The sequence below is a fragment of the Seleniivibrio sp. genome (assembly GCF_021209385.1).
GTDB lineage: Bacteria > Chrysiogenota > Deferribacteres > Deferribacterales > Geovibrionaceae > Seleniivibrio.
Genome location: NZ_JAJOIL010000013.1, coordinates 84,863 through 108,206 on the forward strand (window position 1 = coordinate 84,863; position 23,344 = coordinate 108,206).

Genomic DNA, 23,344 nt, shown 5'->3' on the forward strand with positions numbered 1-23,344 from the left:
AGATGAAACTTTGGAAAAAAACACTTATCGCTTTTATCGCCCTGCTCATCCTTATTATCATACAGGCTCGAAATCCTGAGATAAAAGGACCGTTCAGGGGCGTTATCGGCAACTTCGTCAACCCCTTCGTATATTACACTGAAAAATCGTTCAGCTTTTTCAGTGACATATGGAGCGGGTACATCAATCTGGTGGACGTGCGCAGACAGAACGACAGGCTTAAGCAGGCAAACGGCGAGCTTATGCTTGAGAACTCCCTTCTTAGGGAGCAGGTGAAGGAACACGGTCGCATCGCCAGACTTTTAAAGTTCAAGAACTATTCCGACCTTGACTTTGTGCCTACGTCAGTTATCGGGCGCAACGTTAAAGGTTATCTTAAATTTATTGTCATCGACAGAGGCAGCCGCGACGGCATCAAGCGTCAGGATCCTGTGATAAGCTTTAACGGGCTTGTGGGTATGGTGCGTGAAGTTTATGCGGACAGTGCCGAGGTTGAGGTTATCCTCAGCCCTGCCAGCAACGTTTCTGTCATGAACAACAGAACCCGCACAGTGGGTATCGTCCGCGGAAACGGACACGGCAGCATGGCTGTGGACTTTTACGACAGACTGGACGATGTTAAAGTGGGTGACACCATGGTCACATCAGGTCTTGGCGGGGTTTACCCGAAAGGTCTTGTAGTCGGCTATGTAAGTGATGTTAAAACTGCGGAAACCGGACTTTTCAAGATTATGACCCTGAACTCAAAGGTCAGGTTTGAAAAACTTGAGAACGTACTGGTGATCAGACAGCGATGAAAGGTTTCAACTATCTCTATCCGGCGATACTTGCCGCGCTTGTGGCAGGTCATGTCATGACGCTGGTGGGGGCTTTTGTCTTTTCTCATTTTGATTTTTCTCTGGTCATATTCCTGCTTATCTACGAAATGATAGATGAAGATAACTACATATGGCTTTCCGTGCTTTTCGGTGTATATACCGACTATGCGCGCAACGGGTTTTTCGGACCCGGGATCATGCTGTTTCTGCTTTTTTCCATCACAAGGTTCAAAGCGGATATTGTTATGGACATGACGAAATTCAACTCAAAGGTACTTCTTTTCACAGGCATATCTCTTATCTATTGTGTTTTTAACGCGGCTCTTTCCGGTTACGACACCGAGACGGTAGTGAGGATGTCTCTGATCAGAACCGTTATAAATGTTCTGTCTGCTATAGGTATCGCGAAATTCATGGAGTACAGAAGTGCTTTTAAGAACGCTTAAGGACGAGATACTCGAATATTTCAAGAAACGCGCCATGTTCGGTTATGTGGTGCTTGGACTTTTCTTTGCGTTCCTCGCACTGCGCCTGTTTTATATGCAGGTGATAAGCTATGAAAAATTCAAACAGCTTTCCGAGAACAACCGTATCCGTATTGTCCGCATAAAGGCTGACAGGGGATTCATAAAGGATGTTAAAGGAAGGCTTCTGGTTAAAAACTCACCCAGCTACGAGCTGAAAATAGTTAAAGAGGACGTAAAAGACCTTAACGGAATTCTGGACAAACTTTCAAAAGTCCTGCCTATCGACAAGAAATACGCAATGAAACAGGTTGAGAAATCATATCTCTATGAGCCTGCTGTAATTCTGCGCGGTCTGTCGTTCAATCAGGTTGCAGAGATAATGGAACATTCCGACGATTATGTCGGTGTGGAGATAGGTCTTGAGGCTGTCAGAAGCTACATGGAAAGCAAAGCTTTCAGCCACGTTCTGGGATATATGTCAGAAGTAAACGAACAGGAACTGCGCGACGGTGATTACTACCGTTCAGGCGACATGCTTGGCAAAACCGGAGTTGAAAAGGTTTATGAGAAACAGCTGAGAGGTTTTGACGGTGCAAGACAGGTCGAGGTGGATTCATACGGTCGTCCGGTTGAGATCCTCTCTGAAAAAGCCAGTGTTCCGGGTGAAAATATAACCCTGACCATCGACTATGATATCCAGACATTCCTGCACAGACTTATGGACGGCAAAAAAGGTGCTGTCGTCGTAATGGACGTGAACAACTTTGATCTGCTGGCTCTTTATTCCGCTCCGGCATTTGATCTCATGTCATTCACGCCCTTTGCTACATCGCAGGAGAGACTTTCCATAATAAAGGATCCCAGCAAGCCGCTGCTTAACAGAGCTATTGAAGGGCGTTACCCTCCAGGTTCAGTTTATAAGGTACTGATGGCGGTTATGGGACTTATGGAACACAAAATAAACCCTGACAGCAGATTCACCTGTACAGGTGAGATGCAGTACGGAAACTTTAAATATAAGTGCTGGAAAAAAGACGGACACGGAACCATTAACCTTGTTCAGGCAATTGAGGAATCCTGTGACGTTTATTTTTATAACCTCGGTCTCATCCTTGGTATAGACACTATATATGATTATTCCAACAGGCTTTCACTCGGAGTTAAGACAGGAATAGCGCTTCCCAACGAAAAATCCGGTTTCTTCCCCAGCAGACAGTGGAAAAAGGATGTCAGACGCGAAGGCTGGTATCCGGGGGAAACGATAATTACTTCAATCGGTCAGGGTTATATAGCTACCACGCCAATTCAGATAGCCGTCATGCTCGGCGGTATATTCAACGGCGGAAACATCTATACTCCCAACCTTGTAAGATATCTTGAAAACCCGTCCACAGGGCATGTGCGTGAACCTGTGCGCAATCTGAAGAACAAAGTTCATATTGATAAATGGGCGGCAAATGTCGCTATGAAAGGTATGGTGAACGTTGTTGAGGGTACACACGCCACAGGTTACAGGGCAAATGTTCCAGGTGTGCATCTCGGCGGGAAAACCGGTACTGCACAGGTTGTCAGCCTTAAACGCACCGAGGATATGGACGAAGAGGACATTCCTGAACATTACAGAGACCACTCGTGGTTTGCCGCTGTTTTTCCTGCGGAAAACCCGAAATACGTTGCCGTTGCAATGATAGAACACGGAGGCTCCGGAAGTAAGGGCGCTGCGCCCATCGTCGGAGCACTAGTAAACAAAATGGCGGATCTTGGCTATGTTAAGCGTGAAACTGGACAGGAAGCACATTGAAAATTTCGATGTAGTCCTGCTCGTACTTCTTTTTCTTATAACTACTGTCGGCGTTTTTGCTATCTACAGTGCAGGGTTTGACCCTGTTGACGGTCAGGTACGCAACTACTGGCTGAAACAGTTTTACTTTCTGATATTGGGCTATGTGCTGTTTTTTGGTTTCAGCGCAATAGGTTACAAGAAACTGGTTAAGTATTCGTATGTTCTTTATGTATTCGGACTTGTGATGCTGGCGGCGGTTCTTGCAATGGGACACGAGGGAAAGGGTGCTGTGCGCTGGATATCGTTGGCGGGTATCCGTATTCAGCCGTCAGAGTTTTTCAAATTTATCTGGATAATAGTTCTGGCAAGACTTTACATAGACTTTACTATGAACAAATACGGCATGCTGGACATAATTAAAAAGCTGTTCATAGCTATGCCGCCGTTCCTGCTGGTTTTTTTGCAGCCTGACCTTGGAACCGGCGGAACCTATCTTGCCGTATGGGGTATCGTTCTGCTTTTCATAGGTATCAAAAGGGTAACTCTTATGGTTATTGTCACAAGCCTTGTGTTTGCTGCCCCGATACTCTGGACGCATATGAAACCATATCAGAAACAGAGGGTTGAAACCTTCCTTAATCCGGAGGCTGATCCCTTCGGCTCCGGTTATCACGTTATACAGTCAAAGATCGCCATCGGTTCAGGCGGTCTGTTCGGAAAAGGATTTATGAACGGAACACAGTCCCACCTGAAATTCATCCCTGAGCGCCATACCGACTTTATTTTCGCCGTAATAGCGGAAGAATTCGGCTTCATTGGTGCGAGTGTGGTGATTCTCTTATTCACAGGGCTTGTCTTCCGAATAATTTATATAGGCATAAACTCGAAAGAATCTGCGGGAAAGCTGGTGTGTATAGCTGCCTCCGCGCTATTCTTTTTTCAGTTTTTCGTAAACATGGCGATGACCGTGGGTATGATGCCTGTTGTCGGTATACCTATGCCTATGGTCAGCTACGGAGGTTCGTCGCTCATCACGTTCATGTCTATTTTGGGAATAGTGAACAGTGTTGCCATGAGGCGTTTTGACAGTCCCAGCGAGGTATAATGAAAGATTACAAAAAGCTTCTTAAAATATCCAGACCCGCAAGATATATCAACGGAGAGATAAACTCCATCCACAAAACTCATGAAGGCAGAACGTCGGTCTGCCTCATTTTCCCTGATGTTTATGAGGTAGGTATCAGCCACATAGGTTACAAGATGCTCTATGAACGGCTGAACCTGTTTGATGAACTTGTATGTGAACGCTTCTTTATGCCATGGCCTGACGCCATTGAAGCATATGGCAGCGAAATGTTCGTCAGTCTGGAGTCAACAACAGAGCTTAAAAAATTCGACGTGGTGGGATTCAGCTTTCAGTATGAACTTTCATACACCAACATGCTGAAGACTCTGCTTATGGCTGATATTCCTGTCAGAAGCAAAAACAGAGGCGAAGACGACCCCATAATAATTGCCGGCGGACCCTGCGTGTGCAACCCCATGCCTATCGCAGATTTTATCGACGTTTTCTTCGTTGGTGAATCGGAGATAACCCTTCCGGATGCAATGAAAGTTTTGCACGGTATGGAAGGCGCTTCCAGAGCGGAAAAGATAGCATATCTCAACACTCTGCCGTTCACTTATGTACCTGAAATTGAGCCGGATAAACATGTTATCCGTTCCATACATACAGGTTTTTCAGACGACTACACCATAAAGGATCTTATCGTTCCCGCTATCCCAGCCGTTCAGGACAGGGTTGCCGTGGAAATATCCCGCGGATGCACAAGGGGATGCAGGTTTTGTCAGGCGGGGATAATATACCGCCCGAACCGTGAGCGCAGTGTGGACAACGTAGCCTGCGACGCTCTTTATCAGCTTGATAAGACAGGCTATCTTGAAACATCGCTGCTGTCACTTTCGGCGTCCGATTACAGCAGGCTGGAAGAGCTGCTTGTGACCATGGTCAAACTTACTCAGGACAGAAAAGTGTCTCTGGCTCTGCCCTCCATAAGGGCTGACAGAATAAAGGACTATATCTTCCGCGAGCTTTCAAAGGTACGCAAATCAGGCTTTACCATTGCGCCCGAAGCGGGTTCCCAGCGTATGCGGGATTCCATCAACAAGGGACTTACGGAAGAGGCGATACTTGAAGCTGTTGAAAAAGCCTCCGACGCCGGCTGGAACGGCGCAAAGCTGTACTTCATGATGGGACTTCCAGGTGAAACAATGGAGGATGTTCTCGCCATCGCGGAGCTTGCAAGAAAAGCAAAATACCTGCGTAAAGGCAGATTCAGCATAAAGGTATCCGTTTCAAATTTCGTACCGAAGGCGCACACACCTTATCAATGGTGGGGTCAGAACAGCGGTGACGAGTTTTTTGAAAAACGTCAGAAACTCAAGGAACTCCTTGTTAAATATAAAATACCTCATGCTTTTCACGGTATTAAAACCAGCGTTCTTGAGGGTGCGTTCTCAAGAGGTTCAAGAGACCTCTGCAACGTTCTTGAAGAGGCTGTCAGCCGCGGTGCCATGTTTGACGCATGGACTGAATATTTTAATTTCTCAGTTTGGGAAGAGTGTTTTGCAAAGTTCGGACTTAAGGTTGAGGACTATGCACAGCGCAATTACAAACGCACGGAAAAACTGCCTTGGGAGAATATTGACAGCGGTGTCACAAACGATTTTCTCTGGGATGAATACCTGAAATCACAATCACTTGAACTTACGTCTGACTGTACGGACGGAGAATGTCACAACTGTGGTATATGCGATTTCAAGGAGATAAAGAATGTATTTGCAGACAAGACAGAGATGGTTTTTGAGCCTGTAAAAGAAGATGACGAACAGAAATTCACCCGCTATGCGATGGTATTCTCAAAGACTGAGCGTCTGAGTCTTTTGTCTGCTATAGAGACACAGAGGCTTTTTACCCATGTGCTCACCATTTCAAAGTTCGGTCTGAAATTCACTCAGGGGTTCAATCCGCAGCCCAAGCTGAGTTACGTTCAGGCGGCTTCCACCGGACTTTCGGGACTTAACGAGGTTTTGATATTCGAGTCTGAAAAGATAGAGGATTTCAACGAGGCGATGGACAGGCTGAACGGTATCCTTCCCAAATGGATACGCATAAAGCATTTTACTGAATTTCCAGTGAACCCGAAACACTTTGACGTATACGTCCGTTTCGGATTCGACAAGGAGTTCATGGACATATTTAAAGCCAAATATGAAGCCGGAGAGGCAAAATACGATAAACTGAACAAGAGAGGACTGCCTAAGGTCATGGATTCCAAAGATTTCACAGCTCACATCGGAACTGATGATATCGTATTTAAAACGGAGACCACAGGCAATTTTAACTGTTTTGAGTTCTTTGAAAGCCTCGGATATGAACGCGGAGACATTGGCATAATACGCAAAAACGTTTATCTTGTACCAAGAGAGGGCGACGATGCGGTCGGAACCGATTTATAAAACGTTTCTCGAAAACATTTATCAGAAGTACAACAGTATTGAATATATTGACACCGACCCTGTGTTTTTTCCCCATGCATACGAGGGGAATACTGAGTATGTTGCTCTGACGGCGGCGGTTTTTGCATACGGCAACGTTAAGGCTATAAAAGGTTTTATACGTTCTTATCTGGATCACTACGGTACTGATCCGCTTGCGGCGGCAAAACCGTCCGGCGGTCTTTATTACAGATTTCAAAAGAAACACGATATCGAGTATTACGCTGAACTTATGCGCCGTTTATACGGTGAATACGGTTCAATAGAGAATATTTTTTCCAGAAGGGACACTCTGGAAGAGGGGATATTGCTTTTTCATGGACTGATAAAAGAGTATGCAGCGGATGCCGATACCGGACTGCATTTTCTTTTCCCAAACCCTGTAACGTCAGGTTCAAAACGTCTTAGAATGTTTTTGAGATGGATGATCCGCAAGGATAACGTAGATTTCGGTATCTGGTCAAAATTCAGTCCGTCTGAGCTTATGATGATAATAGATACGCATATTCTCAGGTTTGCAAAGAACAACGGTGTGATAACAAACGATTCTGCAACCCGTGCAAATCTCGAAAAAGTAAGCAGTTTTTTCAGAAGTATGAACCCTGATGATCCGGCGAAGTATGATTTTGCACTGACGCGGCTGGGAATTGTTTCCGGATGTAAATATATGAGCAGCATCTCCTGCGGAACATGCGGTCATAATGAAGGCTGTATATTTAGAGACTGATGAATATATGAATATTTAAAATGTATATCCACAGCATTGACAAAGCATGAAAATAGTATAGTATAAATCTGAAAGCGTTTAAAGTTACTTAGGAGGATTGCTATGGCAGCAGAACTTAACGAAGCTAGTTTCCAATCAGAAGTACTCGATTGCACTATGCCCGTCCTTGTGGACTTCTGGGCAGTATGGTGCGGACCTTGCAGAATGCTCACACCTACTATAGAATCTCTTGCTTCAGAATATGTCGGCAAAGTGAAAGTTGCGAAAGTTAATGTGGACGAAAACCAGCAGCTCGCTGCAAAATACGGTATCATGAGCATACCCACAGTTATGGTTTTCAAAGACGGAAAAGTTGTTGAGCAATTCATCGGCGTTCAACCTAAAGGCGTTTACGAAGACGCTCTGAAAAGACATATATAATATATCTTTCAAAACATGCATATTGCGGTCTTTTAAAACCGTTACGGGAGCAGCTTAGGCTGCTCTTTTTTTTAGTTTATGATGTTATCTTCAAATTATTGATACAGGTCAATTAAAATTATTTTCTCCAAACTTATGTTGCCTATTGATGATAATGAATATCATTTTCTCTTGACGTAGAAGCGTGATAATGATAGTTATTTTCATCATGCTTGGTAATAGGTTTTACTTTTTTTAATTAGGGAGATCAAAATGATTATTTCCATGAGAAAGATGAAGGACAATCAAAAGGGCAGGATTGTCAAGGTCAACTGCGAAGGAGAACTTCGGCAGAGGATCAATGATATGGGTCTGACCTCAGGAACTGAATTCAAAATTATCGGCAGGGCTCCGCTTTTTGACCCTGTTGCACTGAAGGTGAGAGGTTTTACCATCACTCTCAGGAACAACGAAGCTGATCATATAGAAGTGGAGGTTAATGATTAATGAAGGTAGTTGCTATTGCAGGAAACCCGAACTGCGGAAAAACATCTCTTTTCAACAACATCACAGGTGCAAACTATCATGTTGCAAACTACCCCGGTGTTACTGTTGAAAAGAAAGAAGCAAAAGTTAAGCACGGCGGAGAGGAATTTACTATTGTCGATCTCCCCGGTACATACAGCCTTTCCCCCTATTCTCTTGAAGAAAAGGTTGCCAGAGACTACGTTGTTAACGAAAAACCCGACGTTATCGTAAACGTGCTTGACGCTTCAAACCTTGAAAGAAATCTTTATATGTTCGTACAGTTCATGGAGATGGGGGCGCCCGTTATGGCGGCTCTGAACATGGTGGACGTTGCGAAACTCAGAAAAATAAATATCGACGTGAAGGCGCTGGCTGAAACTCTGAACGTTCCCGTTGTTGAAACAGTTGCAAGAGAGAACAAAGGAACTAAAGAACTTCTGGACGCTGTTGCAAAATTCAGCGCAAGTCAGACAAAAACACAGAACTTCGATATATCATATGGACCCGACGTTGACGAAACTCTTGTGAAAATGGAAACAAAGATCAAGGATGCGGGTTTCATGACCGCAAAATATCTTCCCAGATGGACAGCTCTGAAATACCTTGAAAACGATGAGCAGATCACTGCGGAAGGAGCCGGAATAGGCAGTATCCATCAGGAACTTGTTTCCATTGCTGACAAACTTAACAGCCACATCAAAACAACACAGAAAACAACAGCTGAAAACCTTATTGCAGACTACAGATACGGTTACATCAGCTCTATCCTGAAATCGGTCGTAACATACGAGGATTCACCTCTGGACAGACTGTATCTCAGCGACCGTATAGATCAGGTTCTTACCAACAAACTCCTCGGACCGGTCATAATGCTCGGTTTCCTGTACCTTATATACGAGTTTACATTCTGGGCAAGTGAATATCCGGTTGCCTGGCTCGAAAGTCTGTTCGGCTGGCTCGGTGGTATAGCAGATGCGCATATGGCGGAAGGGCTTCTTAAATCCCTTGTCACATCGGGTATTATTGACGGTGTGGGCGGGGTTCTGGGCTTTGCGCCTCTGATCCTATTCATGTTTTTTGCGATTGCCTTCCTTGAGGACTCAGGCTATATGGCAAGAACAGCTTATATGCTGGACAGAGTGTTCCGTCTTTTCGGGCTTCAGGGTAACTCGGTTGTCGCATACATAGTTTCAGGCGGTATCGCAGGCGGTTGTGCTGTTCCCGGTGTTATGGCTGCAAGAACCATTAAAGGCGAAAAAGAGAGACTTATAACAATCCTTACCGCTCCTTTCATGCCCTGTGGTGCTAAACTCCCCGTTTATGCACTGCTTATCAAGGCTTTCTTCCCCGGCAACGAGAGCGGTATCATGCTCGCGATAACACTTATAAGCTGGCTTCTTGCTCTTCTTATAGCAAGACTGCTTGGCACATTCTTTGTTAAAGAACCCGATTCAGCATTCGTTATGGAACTCCCTCCTTACAGAATGCCCACACTTAAAGGTCTTACAATCCACGCATGGGAAAGATGCTGGATGTACGTCAGAAAGGCAGGTACTGTTATCCTCGCAATCTCAGTTCTGCTTTGGGCGATGATGACGTTTCCCCAGCTTTCCGAAAAACAGCTTCAGGTATATGAAGACCAGCGCCAGGAAATTATTTCTTCTTACGACACTGCAGTTGTGGAAGAGGGCGATTCTGATGCAGAGGAAGTGTCTGCCATTGCACAGGAATACCGTGATCAGCTTTCAACTGTTGATGCAACAGAGGCTGGAGATGCGCTTGCCAACTCTGTTGCCGGTAAGCTCGGACAGGTATTTGAACCAGTAACTCAGTTTGCAGGATTTGACTGGAGAACCAATATTGCTCTTATAGGCGGTATAGCTGCGAAAGAGGTTGTGGTTGCGTCTTTGGGAACTGCTTACTCTCTGGGCGAAGTTGACCCCGAAGAGTCCGACAGTCTCGGCGATAAGCTGGTTAAATCCGGCTGGACAACTGCAAACGCAATTTCGCTGATAATCTTTACACTGCTGTATTCGCCATGTTTTGTTACAGTGGTTGCTATCCGTAAGGAAACAGGCTCGTCCAAGTGGGCGCTTTTCACTCTGTTCGTATACACAGGTGTTGCGTTCATTGCTTCTGTGGCTGCTTTCCAGATATTGGGGTAACCCTGCGGAGGTGAAATATGATATCTAACGTAATACTTGCGGTGATTCTGCTCTGGGCTCTCGGCTACGCCGGAAACAGGGCGTGGAAGACCTATAAACAGGCAAAAGGTGACAAACCAATGGAATGTGCCTGTTCCGGATGCGGCGGAAGCTGTTCCTCCGGAAAGAAAATATAGATACTAAAAGAGGGGCTTTTGCCCCTCTTTTTTGTAATTGTCAGATAAATTTACATTTTATTGAATATCTGTTTAAAAGGTATGAAATCCTTGTTCTTCAAATATTTGTGGCATTTATAAAACCGATTGTGTATACTATTGGTTATAAAGGAAGATACACGCCACTACTTCTGGTAGTATCAAAATGTTGTTAAACGGGGTATACCATGTTAGCTAAAACTTCACCAAAACCAAGTTTTTGCAAAAGTCATACACGGTGCAAACCGTGTCCCGCAATTGGCCGTTGGTGGCAACATTTTCCGGGCTTTGCTTCCAACGGCATTTTTTTATGCTTAATTTCATTTTATGGAACTTCCTGTCATGCTTAAACGTAAAGAACTAACTAATATACTTGATTTTTCCCTTGAGCTTCTTAATATCCGAACCTATTCCACGTTTACATCGCTGGTGATGGGGCTTAAAGGGCTTTTTGACTTTGATTTTGTACACATCGGAGCGGTTTACTTCTCCGACGAGTGGAAGATGCAGACTTTCTATACCAACCTGAGCGTTATGAAGGAATGGTCGCCTTACCAGTATTCCAGCAGCCCCAATCCAAACGACCCTGTCTATTCAATGGTCAGCGCCGGAAAAACCATGATGTGGTGGGAAGAGCTGCCTCCTGCTATAAATAATTCCGTGACACCTTCCATGGTGCTTCCGAATCTTTGCGGCTACAGTTTCAGCAAAGTGGCGCCCGACAAGTCGAAAACAGCTGTTATATCCTTCGGCGGACGTGAATTCATCAAATCTGAAAGAACGGAAGAACTCCTTTACTTTATATACCCGCACCTTGCTAACGCTTATTACAGATTAAGCGAAATGCAGGATATCGACCCGGGGCTTATCAGCGGTCGTGAGATGGATGTTCTGCGCTGGCTTAAGGTCGGCAAGACCTCATGGGAGATATCTAAGATACTTGAGATAAGCGAGAATACCGTGAATTTTCATATAAAGAATATCAAACGTAAACTGAACGCGACAAACCGTCAGCATGCGGTTGCTATAGCTATTGCGAACAGCATCATATCTTAACTTTCGTTTTCTTTGAATAAACTGATGCAGTTTCTGCCGGATTGTTTTGCGTTATAAAGGGCTATGTCTGCCTTTCTGAACGTGGTATTGGCTGTTGCGCCTGCGGATGGTACCGCGCAGTAAATACCTATTGATACTGTTATAAATTTATCTGTTTCGCTGGAAGAATGTTCAATATGCAGGTTATGTATCTCTCTGCGCATCTGTTCAAAGAAATCCACTGAATCTTTCGGGGCCATATTCATACATGTTACGGCGAACTCCTCTCCGCCTATCCTGAAAGCATAATCCTCAGGGCGGTTAAGCGATCTTTTTATGTTCATAGCAATTCTGTTTAGAACCTTATCTCCTTTCAGATGACCATAGGTATCATTATATGCCTTAAAAAAGTCTATATCTATGATTGCAAGGGTCAGTGGTGTTTGATTTATCTGAGCTTTTCTGACCTCCAGATCAAGAATCTGGTTGAAATACCTCTTATTGTAAAGGGCAGTGTGATCATCTGTGATAGTCAGTTCCTCAACCCGTTTTTTGTCTGTTATGTCGTTTCTGATGGAGAGATAACCGACAAATTTGCCGTTTTCATCCAGTTTGGGTATGAAGTGAGCGTTGACCCAGAAGGTGGTTCCGTCCTTTTTGATATTTTTTATATCTCCGTTCCATGAATTTCCTGACATGACGGTGTTCCACATCTGTCTGGATGTGTTTTGATCCGTATCCGGGTGTTTCAGTATCGAATGGGGAGCGCCGATGAGTTCTTCCTGTGAAAACTGGGATATATCACAGAGAGCCGAACTCACTTTTGTTATGGTGCCGTTTGCGTCAACTTCGGAAAGTATGACGTATTTGTCGATTATATTGTGGTTAAACGTAAGCTCATCTTTCGCCATGTTCAGATATAGGTTTGTTTTGTCCAGTCTGCCGATATATTTGTTGAATCCGATATTTACTACAGCGAGTGTTAAAACCGCCATGGCGACGCTGAACAGGAACAGTATGAGTACATCATTCTTTATATTCTCTATGCTCTGAGTAATGTCTATGGCTGCAACAAGGGAGGCTATGCTTTCATTGCTGTAATTATTAAGCTCCATTACAGGAGCTATGAGATAAGTTCTTCCGTAACTTTTATAAGTGATTTTTTTTTCATTCCCCAATTCCTTCAGTGCATCGCGAAAGAAGTCCGGTGAGTCTGTTTTTATATAAGTGTTGCCGACAAGTTCCAGCCCATCTTTGTTTTGAAGTATGTTCAGAGCATCTTTTTTAAAGACGAAAGCCAGTTTTTTGTCGCCGTATATCGTTTCCAGAAGATGAGTAAAATACATGGGATCCGTACCCAGTTCAAGGCATCCGATGTGTTTGTGATCTTTGTTGTAAACAGGTTGAACAACGCGGTAATATATGCCGTTCACCCCCACTTCAACACCTGTTTCCGGCAGTTTTAACTGATTTGCTTTTGCTATGATATGTCTTATTTTTGAAAGATCATCTCCGTACACTTCCGGCATATGAACGCGCAACAGAGTGACGGTTTTTTCAGTGTGAAAATGCATGTTTTTAAAAAAACGGTTTTCAGAACTGAAAAGGTCATAGTTGCGCTTAACAAGAGTATAAAGCTTCACTCTGTCATGTTGCTCAATGGCATTGATAACGTCCTGATTCGCAAGTATATTGTCAATTCTGGTGAAATTAAGCTCGTTAAGGGCATTTAGTTCGGATTTGAAGAATGTCTGCAGATGCGCGGTCTCTTCTGACAGTGTGGTATCCAGTTTGTGCCGGTAGCTTATATAGGAAATGAACATAAAAAGAGCAACCAGCAATAAAAGCAGGAAAGCGAGGCGTGCAAGCGTGTTATTTTTTATGTCCTTGTATTTTTCCGTCATGTAAAAGTATACCCTTCTAATCGGGTTTATCAAATAAAAAAAGCCGGACAAATTTTGTCCGGCTTTATGAGATCAGCGTAAGCTGGTTATTATTAGTATCTTCCGCCGCGACCGCCGCCGTATCCACCGCGTCCGCCACCGAAACCGCCGCCTCTGTTTCCGCCTTCTTCACGGGGTTTAGCTTCGTTAACAGTGATGTTTCTGCCGCCGAATTCTGCACCGTTGAATTGCTCGATAGCTGCTTTTGCTTCGTCGTTGTTGCCCATTTCAACAAAACCGAATCCTTTAGAACGACCAGTTTCTCTGTCTTTGATGATGCGAGCTGAATCAACAGCGCCAACGCCGCCGAAAAGAGAAGTAAGGTCTTCTTCAGTTGTTGAGTAGCTAAGGTTACCTACATAAATGTTCATTAAAATTCCTCATGAAATTATTTGTCAAAACACACAACTCTGGGATAATACGGTGAGCAATACGGACGGAAAGGAGCCAAACTCAGGAAACTTATGAACAATTTTTGCGGGTTATATTGAGGTACAACGGCATAAATGATAAGGTTCTGGTTCAAAAAATCCGGATGAATTTGCTAACAACGTTCAACCAAATATCGGTCTGACACACTAAATATACATCGTTACTCATAAATAGCAATAGAAAATAGTGTTTTTTCTTTTTCGATATTAAAATATATAAAATCTATAGATTTAATGCTTTTTGTGTTGACTTGTCTGATGTTGTTCTGATATGTTCTGTTCAGCTGAACAAGAAACTGATGAAAGACTAATGGAGAAATACAATGTACGAAGTCATTTGTTCTGATTTGTCATATTCTTATGGGGAATCAAAAGTGCTGGAGGGCGTATCTCTTAAGGCGGAATCGGGTGATTTTGTCTGCCTGCTCGGACCTTCAGGATGTGGGAAGAGTACGCTGCTTCGTCTTCTGGCAGGTTTGTCCATGCCGGATAGCGGAAATATTACTATTAACGGTGAACAGGTGATCGGAACTGATCTGGAAAGGGGAGTGGTTTTCCAGGATTATTCGCTTTTCCCGTGGATGACCGTAGGTGAGAACATTGTTCTTGCTCTCAGACAGGCTTTTCCAAAGAAAAAGAAGAGTGAATACCGTGAAATAGCGGCTGACTATCTTGATATGGTCGGGCTTGCAGGAAATTTTGATAAACTGCCGGGACATATGTCAGGAGGTATGCGCCAGCGAGCCGCAATAGCGCGAGCTTTTGCTGTAAACTCCCCGATACTGCTTATGGATGAGCCTTTTGGCGCCCTTGATGCCATCACACGGGCAAAGCTTCAGGATCTGCTGCTTGGGCTTTGGATGCAGAAAAACAGCGAACGAAGGACTGTTTTCTTTGTGACCCACGATGTTGACGAGGCGATACTTCTTGCCACTCACATAGTTGTGATGGGTGTAAATCCTGGGTCTGTAAAGGGCATTATAGAGGTTGATATACCCAGACCGAGAAGGCGCAGAGGAGCGGCTGCTGAAAAGCAGTTTCAAACCATCAGAGAGAAATTGGTTAATATACTTCAGGAAAATATTCTGAACGGACTTGATAAAGGAGAAACCGTCCTGTCATTGGGCGAGTGGATATAGGAGAAGGCTATGAAAAGATTTTTATTTATCGTTCTTACGTTGTTACTGCTTGCTGCTTTTCAGGCATATGCAGGCGAGAGACCTAAACTTAAGGTTGGGTATGCACCTGGTGGAGGAAGCATCCTGACGCTGGTGGCGCAGGATAAGAAATTCTTTGAAAAAGAGGGACTTGATGTGGAGCTTGTTCAGTTTGCAAGTTCCTCAGACGGTTTGAACGCTCTTAACACCGGAAAGATAGATTTTGGCGTATCTTTCGGAACGGCAGGACCTCTGGCATTTATATCCAAAGGTGCCGACTTTACGATAATCGGCGGTATGCTGGCAGGCGGTCACCCCATAATAGCGTTGCCGGAGAACAAGGACAAGTTTAAATCCATTCAGGATTTTAAAGGTAAAACCATTGCCACTGCAAGAATATATACCGCAGACGTAGTGTGGCGCGGAGCACTTAAAAGAGCCGGTATAGACCCTAATAAAGACGTTACAATCATAGAACTTAAGAATCCGTCCGCCGTTCTTGAGGCTGTTAAGGCAGGAAAAGTCGATGCGGGTATCGGTTCGTCAACAATAGTTATGAAACTTGAGCAGGCAGGCGTTGCCGTTGTGGGCTGGAGCAACGATCTGTTTCCCGATCACCCTTGCTGCCGAGTTGTTGCCCGCGGTAAAAATACTGTCAAATATCATGAAACATACAGAGCTTTCCTTAGAGCGCTTATTCAGGCTGAGAAATTCAAGCATGAACACCCTGATTCTGTTGTCAGTGTTGCAATGAAATATCTCAATCTGGACGAACCAACGGCGAGAGCTTTCGTTCTGGAACCTCACCAGTCCACAAGGGTTGATCCCGATACGGACGGCGTGAAACAGATGTGGGATGATATGAAATCCATAGATTATGTCCAAAATGCAGACAACATAGATATTACAAAGTATATCAACACTACTTTGTATCAGGAAGCTCTGGGTGACCTGCTGAAAAAGTACCCCAGAGACAGGTATTATCTGGATGCTAAAAAACGTTTTGCAAAAAGGAACAGTGAAGACCATGCGCATCATTAAAAGGTTTTGGGGGACGGCGGTTATAATTCTGGCTTTCGTCCTTATATTTGAACTGCTTACGGATGTTACAGGAACACTTGAACCTGTTCTGTTTCCGGGGCTGTCTAAGATACTGCCGGAACTGGTGAACTCTTTCCCTCAGCTTGCGGAAGGTTTTTTAAGCTCAATGAAACTGCTGATACCGAGTTATTTTGCGGCTCTTATCCTTGGGATAGGCGGCGGGCTTATGGTGGGACATTCTGCTCCTTTGCGCAGGGTGCTTATGCCTCTGTTCAGAGGTGCAAGCCCGATTCCTCCGACCATGCTGATACCCTATGCGATAGCTGTACTTCCGACATTCTGGCTTTCGTCGTGGTTCATAATATTCGTAGGTGCTTTCTGGCCTGTGATAATGGGAACCATACACGGCGTGGGACTTATTGAGGAACGTTATCTGGATAATGCAAAAGTGCTTAAGGTTACGGGTTTCAGGCTGTTCACAAAAGTGATTCTGCCCGGGGCGCTGCCGACAATATTCAACGGTGCCGGAATGGCGCTGGTTTTCAGCTTTATCCTGCTGACTGTGGCGGAGATGTTCGGCGCGACATCAGGAATGGGGCATTTTATACAGTATTATGCTGATTTTTCGGATTATCCGAAAGTGCTTGCAGGTATGATCTTTCTGTCGGTCGTAATAGTTATTCTGATGGAGATTTTCGACATAGTGCAGAACAGGGCGCTGCACTGGACGCACAAACGTTAAGGTGATTTTATGAAAGAGATTCTTGAGGCGGAAAAGGCGTCGCTTTTTCCAAATGAGATACCGAAATGGGGAGAGCCGTATCCGAACAGGCTGGACAAAAAGTCCGTTCTTACAAGTCTTACGGATTACATCTTACAGGTGAACTACAGAGAGTATAAACCCGATAAGAGGAAAGTGCTGGCGGTCAGGATATCCGACCGCACAGCCACTTTAAGAAACGTGGCGCCGCCATTAAGACATGAAGTATATTATTTTATAGAGGGCGAACTCTTTCCATATGAGGGTATGACTAAACTCAGGGAAGGGCAGACGCCTGCGGAACTTGCGGAAGAGCTTCTGGACGACATCTATGAACAACTGTATATATGGGTCGCCTACGACCTTACAAAAGGTTCGCCTCCGGGGTTCGGGAAACCGTTTGATGAACCGCATATTTTTAAAGGGTCTGAAAATCCTAATCCTGAGCGGATAACCCGATTGGCTCCGGTTAAAGGAGTAAATCCACTGTTTTTCCGCCCCGATCCTGTTCCTGTATATACAGTTGATGATTTTGTCCCTGATGTGACCATCGAAGAGATTTTCAGGCACGTTGATGATCTGGTGAAGAATGATTTCAGAAACGCACTCCCTGAAGGGGATAATCCACCTATATGGGAAACTCCTCTGATAGGCATAGCGTCTGTGGATGATCCGATATTTGCAAGATTCCAGGATCCGGAGGTTGAAGGATCGGGACACAGACTGCCGCAGGAATGGCTTAAAGGCGCCAGATCGGTTATAAGCGTCTTTCTTCCGTTCACTAAGCATATTTCAGCTCATTATACAAAGCAGCAGAGGTATTCTGCATTGGAATTTTCCTCCGGCAAATGGAACGGCTCAAAGTTTCTGAACGTTGTCCGCCGCTCACTTATAAGATTTGCAAACAGCAGGGGAGCGGAAGCTCTGGCGCCGAATATTGACCCCAGATATGATTCCGACGGATGGCGACCCTATTGGTCAGAGAGGCATGTTGCTTTCGCCGCGGGGCTGGGAACGTTCGGCTTGCATCAGAATCTGATAAGTGAGAGGGGGGCTCTGGGCAGAATATGCAGTGTGATAACGACTCTGAATCTTAAACCGACGGTGCGCTCGTATACGGACGTGTACGGTTATTGTCTTTATGCTTTTGACGGAAGCTGTGATGCATGTATCAGAAGGTGTCCGACAGGCGCAATAACTGATGCCGGAAAGGTTGACGGCAGGTGTGAAACTCACGGGAACAAGGAGCATTTTAAAGACTGGAATTACGGTTCATGCGGACACTGTTCAACGAACATACCCTGTTCGAGAACTATCCCCGCAAAGATAAAACGTACCCTTAAATGAAAAAAGCGGGCATGAAAGCCCGCTTTTAAATATTTAAATCCGTATTGGATTAATATCTTCCGCGTCCGCCGCCGAAACCGCCTCTGCTGTTTCCGCCTCTTCCGCCGCCGAAACCGCCACGGTTTCCGCCTTCTTCACGGGGTTTAGCTTCGTTAACAGTGATGTTACGGTTGCCAAGCTCTGTACCGTTGAATTTTTCGATTGCTGCTTTGCCTTCGTTGTTGTCAGACATTTCAACGAATCCGAAGCCTTTTGAACGGCCTGTTTCTCTGTCAGAGATGATGCGAGCTGAATCAACTGCGCCTACTCCGCTGAAAAGTGAAACGAGATCGTCTTCTGTTGTGCCGTAGCTAAGATTTCCTACATAGATGTTCATAATGAATCCTCATAAAATATTATTTGTCAAAACTATTCATGGAACGGTGCGCAAAGAACGGTAATGAGAACTGTGGAATGAACAATTTTGCAGATAAATATTGAAGACTCAATAGAAAGCGGCATATAACTGATCAGGATCCGGTTCAAAATCCGGGTTAAATTTGCGAGCAACCTACAACCGATGTATCGGTCTGACATGGTTACTATACAGTGTTGCAAATAAATAGCAAGGGGAAAAATAAAAAATATCAATAAAATAAAAAAAAGCGGGCATCGCAGCCCGCTTAGACAGATTATTTATCAGAGATATCTTAGTATCTTCTGTTTCCGCCGCCGAAACCGCCGCCTCTGGGGCCGCGTCCTGCGGGTTTATCCTCTTTCGGTTTAGCTTCGTTAACGGTGATGTTTCTGCTTCCGAATTCGGATCCGTTAAATTTTTCAATAGCGGCTTTCGCTTCGTCGTTGTTAGGCATTTCAACAAAGCCAAAACCTTTGGAACGGCCTGTTTCCCTGTCTTTAATAATACGAGCTGAATCCACTGCGCCCATTGTTGAGAAAAGTCCAACAAGGTCTTCTTCTTTTGTCTGATAGCTGATGTTACCTACATAAATGTTCATATACAACCCTTTGACCGCATAATGGTCATTCAATGTGATTGTTCAGAATAACCGAAAAATAATACAAATCAAGTAAAATGTTGTATTGTGTAAGGCTTTTGGATAAAAAATCCTCATTTCACATCTTTAACATTGAAAAATCCTGCGGTGCTGTTAATGTAGTGTGGTGCAAAAGAATTTATTAACCAATATACGGAGTTTCAAATATGTCTGAAAAAACATGGGAACTGAAGTGGATGGCGTGGGAGATCACATCCAAATGCAACCTTAAATGTGTGCACTGCCGTTCATCTTCTGGTATTCATTCCGCCGTTGGCGATTTTACACTTGAAAAAGCTAAAAACTTTATAGATGAGCTGACAGCGTTTGCAACGCCTGTCGTTGTTCTTACGGGCGGCGAACCGCTCATGCGTGAGGACGTTTTTGACATAGCGGCATACGGAACCGAGAAAGGTTTGCGTATGGCTATGGCAACAAACGGCGTTCTTGTTAACGACGAAGTGTGCGAAAAAATGAAAGCATCGGGCATCAGAATAGTCTCTCTCAGCCTCGACGGTTCTACTCCTGCCGTTCACGACGATTTCCGTCAGCAGGAAGGTTCGTTTCAGGCTGTTATGGATGCGGCGGCTTACTTCCGCAAACATGATATCAAGTTTATCATCAATTCTTCTTTCGCAAAACGCAACCAGCACGACATAATGGCGACCTATAAACTTGCTAAGTCTCTGAAACCCACAGCTTGGTATATGTTCCTCATTGTCCCTACAGGCAGGGGAGAGGAGCTTATGAAAGAACTCATCAGCAAAGAGGACTATGAAGAAATCCTCAACTGGCATTATGATATGGAGCGCGACGAGGATGAGATTCTGGTTCGCCCCACCTGCGCACCACAATATTACAGAATATGGGCTGACAGAAGCAAAAAGGCTGGGCTGGACAAAAACCGCAGAAATCTCACTTTCGGCACCGGCGGAAGCAAAGGCTGTATAGCCGGACAGACCATCGCCCTTGTCAACTCTAAAGGAGATGTACTTCCCTGCTCATATTTTCCCGTAACAGCCGGTAACGTTTTCCAGACACCTTTCAAGGATATCTGGGATAACTCGAAACTTATGAACGATATGCGCAGCTTTAAAGACTATGAGGGCAAATGCGGCGTGTGCAAACACCTCGGAGTTTGCGGAGGATGCCGCGCGAGAGCTTACGCCGTCTCAGGCGACTACATGGCAGAAGAACCTTTCTGCGACTATATTCCTACCAACTATTCCTGCAAATAAATTTTCTGCGGGTGTTTTATAATTGATAAAACACCCGTATCTCCCTTCCAATATCTTTTTCACAGTCACGGTCTTTTTATCATCTTATAATGAACATTTACTGTCTTGACATGGTACAAATTATGTTTTAAAATCCCGAAGACTTAGGGGAGTCATATGAAGATAATTTCGCTTCAACTGCCTGTAAGGCTTTCAGAGGTTGATGAAAACCTTCGGAAGTTTAAAAATGAGATTTCGCAAGTTATTGATGGTGAAGATTCAATTATCATCTTGCCGGAGATGTGGGCTTGCGGGTTCGACTACCGTCGGCTGGTGGAATTTTCTGAAAGAACTCATGGTATAATAAATGAAATACAGGATATTATAAATGATAATACGCTTGTAATTTCATCACTCCCTGAAAGAAATCAAAACAAGGTTTTTAATACGGTTTATGCGGTTTCAAAAAACGGAATCGCTGCAACCTACAGAAAGAACTTCCTTTTTTCTCCTATGAAGGAGGATGAGTATATAGATAAAGGCAGCGGCATTACCGTCTTTGATTTCAAGGGCATGAAGGTCGGACTGCTTTTGTGTTATGAGGTCAGGTTTCCGGAGATGTTTCGTATGACAGCGTTTGCCGGGGCGGATATAATAGCTGTACCAGCTATCTGGCCGCAGATGAAAAAGGGACACTGGCTCACGCTTATGCGCGCACGTGCCATTGAGAATCAGTGTTACGTCGCAGGATGCAACACCAGTGTGATGATAGGCAAAAAAGATATGCCGTGCGGTTTTTCCGCAGCATACGATCCGTGGGGCGAACCGATGTTTGAACCCGCGGCGGAAGAGGGTGTCTATACCTCTTATGCGGACGCGGCAGTTGTTGAGGATATCAGGACAAAAATTCCCAGCTTCCTTGATGCAAAGGGATTTTTTACAATAAAAGGCATTAACAGTTGATAACTACTCAAATATGGAGGAACAAATGTCCGAATTAGAGTCACGCATCAGATGTAAGAGCCTTCTCAGCAAAGTTGTTAAAGTTGAGGAGACTATCCAGTATTTCAAAGACGGAATGAACCTCGGCTGGTCAGGTTTCACACCCGCCGGCTACCCTAAAGCAGTTCCGATAGCTCTGGCTGATTATGTTGAAGCTAACAATCTTCAGGGCAAACTGAGATTCAACCTCTTCATCGGCGCATCAGTAGGTGCTGAAACTGAGAACAGATGGGCTCAGCTTAACATGATAGACCGCAGATGGCCTTATCAGACAGGTAAAGATATCGCTAAAGGAATTAACGAAGGACGCATCCGTATGGGCGACAAACACCTTTCTCTGTTTGCTCAGGATCTCGGATACGGTTTCTATACAAAAGACACTCCCTCAGGCAAACTTGACCTCGCTATCATCGAAGTTTCAGCTATCACAGAAGACGGCGGACTCGTCCCCACTTCTTCTTGCGGCGTTATCCCTGAAATTCTTATGATATGCGATAAAGTTATTCTTGAAGTTAACACAGGTCAGCCCTCATTTGAAGGCATGCACGACATCATTGTACCCGGAACACCTCCTAACAGACAAGTGTTCAACATTACAAGAGCTGACAGCCGCATAGGTACAACTTACTGTCCTTGTGACCCCAGCAAGATTATCGCTATCGTTGAGTCTAAACACCTTGACAAAGGTCGTGCGTTCGCAGAACAGGACGACACTTCTGAAGCTATCGCAAACCACATCATGGAATTCTTCCAGTATGAAGTTAAATGCGGCAGACTTCCCAAAAACCTTCTGCCCATCCAGTCAGGCGTTGGTTCAATAGCAAACGCAGTTGTGGGCGGTCTTGCAAAAGGTCCTTTCACAAACCTTACAGTTTTCACCGAAGTTCTTCAGGATACAATGCTTGACCTGTTCGACTCCGGCAAACTTGATGCTGCTTCTTCTTGTTCACTTTCACTCTCTGAGAAAGAAGGCTTCCCCAGATTTTTCGCTAATATAGAAAAATATGCTCCGAAGATCACTCTTCGCCCCCTTTCAATCTCAAACGCTCCGGAACCTATCCGCCGTTTAGGTTGCATTGCGATGAATACACCTGTTGAGTTCGACATCTATGCTCACGCAAACTCAACTCTGGTTGGCGGTACAAGAATGATCAACGGTCTTGGCGGTTCAGGTGACTTCCTTAGAAACGGTTTCCTGAAAATCATGCACACACCTTCAACCCGTCCTTCTAAAACTGACCCTACAGGTATCACATGTGTAGTTCCTAAGGCTCCGCACATTGACCACACTGAACACGATCTTGACGTTCTTGTTACAGAGCAGGGTCTTGCCGACCTTAGAGGTCTTGCACCTAAGGACAGAGCGCAGATGCTTATCGACAAATGCGTTCACCCCGAATACAAGCCGATCATTCAGGAATATTTTGACATGGCTAAGAAAGAGTGTCTTGCAAAAGGTATCGGTCACGAACCGCAGCTTTTCGACAGATGCTTCAAAATGCAGCTTAACCTTGCAAAACACGGTACAATGAAGATTAAAAACTGGGATGTACCGGAAATCGTTTAATCATCGTCTGCGTACGATTCAAAAAGCCCGACCATGCGGTCGGGCTCAGATTGATGACAAACGCCGTATTTCTTGAGAAGTACGGCGTTTCTTATTTTCTTGCCTCATAATTCTGTTTTTCCGATTTATATTGCAGCCGAAAGCTGGTTTTCATCACTAATAACCCATATT

At 44.6% G+C, this 23,344-nt stretch carries 22 protein-coding genes; 18 read left to right on the forward strand and 4 right to left on the reverse strand.

The window, feature by feature from the left end; genetic code table 11:
• The first annotated feature begins 2 nt into the window (after positions 1-2).
• The 11 genes from mreC (at position 3) to LRY47_RS04080 (ending at position 11,695) form a co-directional block, all read left to right on the forward strand.
• Positions 3-797: a rod shape-determining protein MreC gene (gene mreC / locus LRY47_RS04030; protein WP_295222812.1), complete on the forward strand. Its 795-nt coding sequence runs from the start codon at positions 3-5 to the stop codon at positions 795-797.
• Positions 794-1,264: a hypothetical protein gene (locus LRY47_RS04035; RefSeq protein WP_295222814.1), complete on the forward strand. Its 471-nt coding sequence runs from the start codon at positions 794-796 to the stop codon at positions 1,262-1,264. Before mreC ends, LRY47_RS04035 begins: the two co-directional genes overlap by 4 nt.
• Entirely contained in the window at positions 1,245-3,086 is a 1,842-nt protein-coding gene (gene mrdA / locus LRY47_RS04040) for a penicillin-binding protein 2 (RefSeq protein ID WP_295222816.1), read from the forward strand. The genes LRY47_RS04035 and mrdA overlap by 20 nt, the downstream gene beginning before the upstream one ends.
• The gene (gene rodA, locus LRY47_RS04045; RefSeq protein WP_295222847.1) at positions 3,052-4,173 is read left to right on the forward strand and encodes a rod shape-determining protein RodA; all 1,122 of its coding nucleotides are present in this window, start codon (positions 3,052-3,054) and stop codon (positions 4,171-4,173) included. Before mrdA ends, rodA begins: the two co-directional genes overlap by 35 nt.
• Positions 4,173-6,587: a TIGR03960 family B12-binding radical SAM protein gene (locus tag LRY47_RS04050; RefSeq protein ID WP_295222817.1), complete on the forward strand. Its 2,415-nt coding sequence runs from the start codon at positions 4,173-4,175 to the stop codon at positions 6,585-6,587. Before rodA ends, LRY47_RS04050 begins: the two co-directional genes overlap by 1 nt.
• Positions 6,565-7,353, forward strand: coding sequence for a TIGR02757 family protein (locus LRY47_RS04055; protein WP_295222819.1), 789 nt, complete (start codon positions 6,565-6,567; stop codon positions 7,351-7,353). Before LRY47_RS04050 ends, LRY47_RS04055 begins: the two co-directional genes overlap by 23 nt.
• A gap of 102 nt (positions 7,354-7,455) precedes the next feature.
• Complete coding sequence (gene trxA, locus LRY47_RS04060; protein WP_295222821.1) at positions 7,456-7,773, forward strand: thioredoxin; 318 nt, start codon at positions 7,456-7,458, stop codon at positions 7,771-7,773.
• Between the two features lie 252 nt (positions 7,774-8,025).
• Positions 8,026-8,259, forward strand: coding sequence for a FeoA family protein (locus LRY47_RS04065; protein ID WP_295222823.1), 234 nt, complete (start codon positions 8,026-8,028; stop codon positions 8,257-8,259).
• On the forward strand, positions 8,259-10,445 hold the full coding sequence (feoB, locus tag LRY47_RS04070; protein WP_295222824.1) for a ferrous iron transport protein B: 2,187 nt from the start codon (positions 8,259-8,261) through the stop codon (positions 10,443-10,445). Before LRY47_RS04065 ends, feoB begins: the two co-directional genes overlap by 1 nt.
• 17 nt (positions 10,446-10,462) lie before the next feature.
• Positions 10,463-10,621: a FeoB-associated Cys-rich membrane protein gene (locus LRY47_RS04075; protein WP_295222825.1), complete on the forward strand. Its 159-nt coding sequence runs from the start codon at positions 10,463-10,465 to the stop codon at positions 10,619-10,621.
• A 345-nt stretch (positions 10,622-10,966) separates the two neighbouring features.
• Positions 10,967-11,695: a helix-turn-helix transcriptional regulator gene (locus LRY47_RS04080; protein WP_295222827.1), complete on the forward strand. Its 729-nt coding sequence runs from the start codon at positions 10,967-10,969 to the stop codon at positions 11,693-11,695.
• Here the strand turns inward: LRY47_RS04080 and LRY47_RS04085 are convergent.
• Both LRY47_RS04085 and LRY47_RS04090 read right to left on the reverse strand, forming a co-directional pair.
• Positions 11,692-13,578, reverse strand: coding sequence for a diguanylate cyclase (locus LRY47_RS04085; RefSeq protein WP_295222828.1), 1,887 nt, complete (start codon positions 13,576-13,578; stop codon positions 11,692-11,694). The genes LRY47_RS04080 and LRY47_RS04085 overlap by 4 nt on opposite strands.
• Positions 13,579-13,670: 92 nt before the next feature.
• Complete coding sequence (locus tag LRY47_RS04090; protein ID WP_295222829.1) at positions 13,671-13,988, reverse strand: RNA-binding protein; 318 nt, start codon at positions 13,986-13,988, stop codon at positions 13,671-13,673.
• A gap of 383 nt (positions 13,989-14,371) precedes the next feature.
• Between LRY47_RS04090 and LRY47_RS04095 the strand changes: the two genes are divergently transcribed.
• The 4 genes from LRY47_RS04095 to LRY47_RS04110 are packed head-to-tail and all read left to right on the forward strand — an operon-like array spanning position 14,372 to position 18,353.
• On the forward strand, positions 14,372-15,187 hold the full coding sequence (locus LRY47_RS04095; protein WP_295222831.1) for an ABC transporter ATP-binding protein: 816 nt from the start codon (positions 14,372-14,374) through the stop codon (positions 15,185-15,187).
• Between the two features lie 9 nt (positions 15,188-15,196).
• The gene (locus tag LRY47_RS04100; RefSeq protein WP_295222833.1) at positions 15,197-16,246 is read left to right on the forward strand and encodes an ABC transporter substrate-binding protein; all 1,050 of its coding nucleotides are present in this window, start codon (positions 15,197-15,199) and stop codon (positions 16,244-16,246) included.
• Entirely contained in the window at positions 16,194-16,988 is a 795-nt protein-coding gene (locus tag LRY47_RS04105) for an ABC transporter permease (RefSeq protein ID WP_295222835.1), read from the forward strand. Before LRY47_RS04100 ends, LRY47_RS04105 begins: the two co-directional genes overlap by 53 nt.
• A gap of 9 nt (positions 16,989-16,997) precedes the next feature.
• Positions 16,998-18,353 carry a hypothetical protein gene (locus LRY47_RS04110; protein WP_295222837.1) on the forward strand — a complete coding sequence of 452 codons (1,356 nt, stop codon included), beginning with the start codon at positions 16,998-17,000 and terminating at the stop codon, positions 18,351-18,353.
• Positions 18,354-18,402: 49 nt separating this feature from the next.
• On the opposite strand, the gene LRY47_RS04115 is transcribed toward LRY47_RS04110, so the two are convergent.
• Both LRY47_RS04115 and LRY47_RS04120 read right to left on the reverse strand, forming a co-directional pair.
• Positions 18,403-18,729 carry an RNA-binding protein gene (locus LRY47_RS04115; RefSeq protein ID WP_295222838.1) on the reverse strand — a complete coding sequence of 109 codons (327 nt, stop codon included), beginning with the start codon at positions 18,727-18,729 and terminating at the stop codon, positions 18,403-18,405.
• Between the two features lie 313 nt (positions 18,730-19,042).
• Positions 19,043-19,348: an RNA-binding protein gene (locus LRY47_RS04120; RefSeq protein ID WP_295222840.1), complete on the reverse strand. Its 306-nt coding sequence runs from the start codon at positions 19,346-19,348 to the stop codon at positions 19,043-19,045.
• 206 nt (positions 19,349-19,554) lie between these two features.
• Here LRY47_RS04120 and LRY47_RS04125 point away from each other — a divergent pair, with 206 nt between their 5' ends.
• From LRY47_RS04125 to LRY47_RS04135, 3 genes are all read left to right on the forward strand, one after another.
• Positions 19,555-20,625, forward strand: a complete 1,071-nt coding sequence (locus LRY47_RS04125; RefSeq protein WP_295222842.1) for a radical SAM protein — start codon at positions 19,555-19,557, stop codon at positions 20,623-20,625.
• A 156-nt stretch (positions 20,626-20,781) separates the two neighbouring features.
• Positions 20,782-21,567 (forward strand): nitrilase-related carbon-nitrogen hydrolase, encoded by a 786-nt coding sequence (locus tag LRY47_RS04130; protein WP_295222844.1) that lies wholly within the window; start codon positions 20,782-20,784, stop codon positions 21,565-21,567.
• Between the two features lie 25 nt (positions 21,568-21,592).
• The gene (locus LRY47_RS04135; protein ID WP_295222845.1) at positions 21,593-23,173 is read left to right on the forward strand and encodes an acetyl-CoA hydrolase/transferase C-terminal domain-containing protein; all 1,581 of its coding nucleotides are present in this window, start codon (positions 21,593-21,595) and stop codon (positions 23,171-23,173) included.
• The last annotated feature ends 171 nt before the right edge of the window (positions 23,174-23,344 follow it).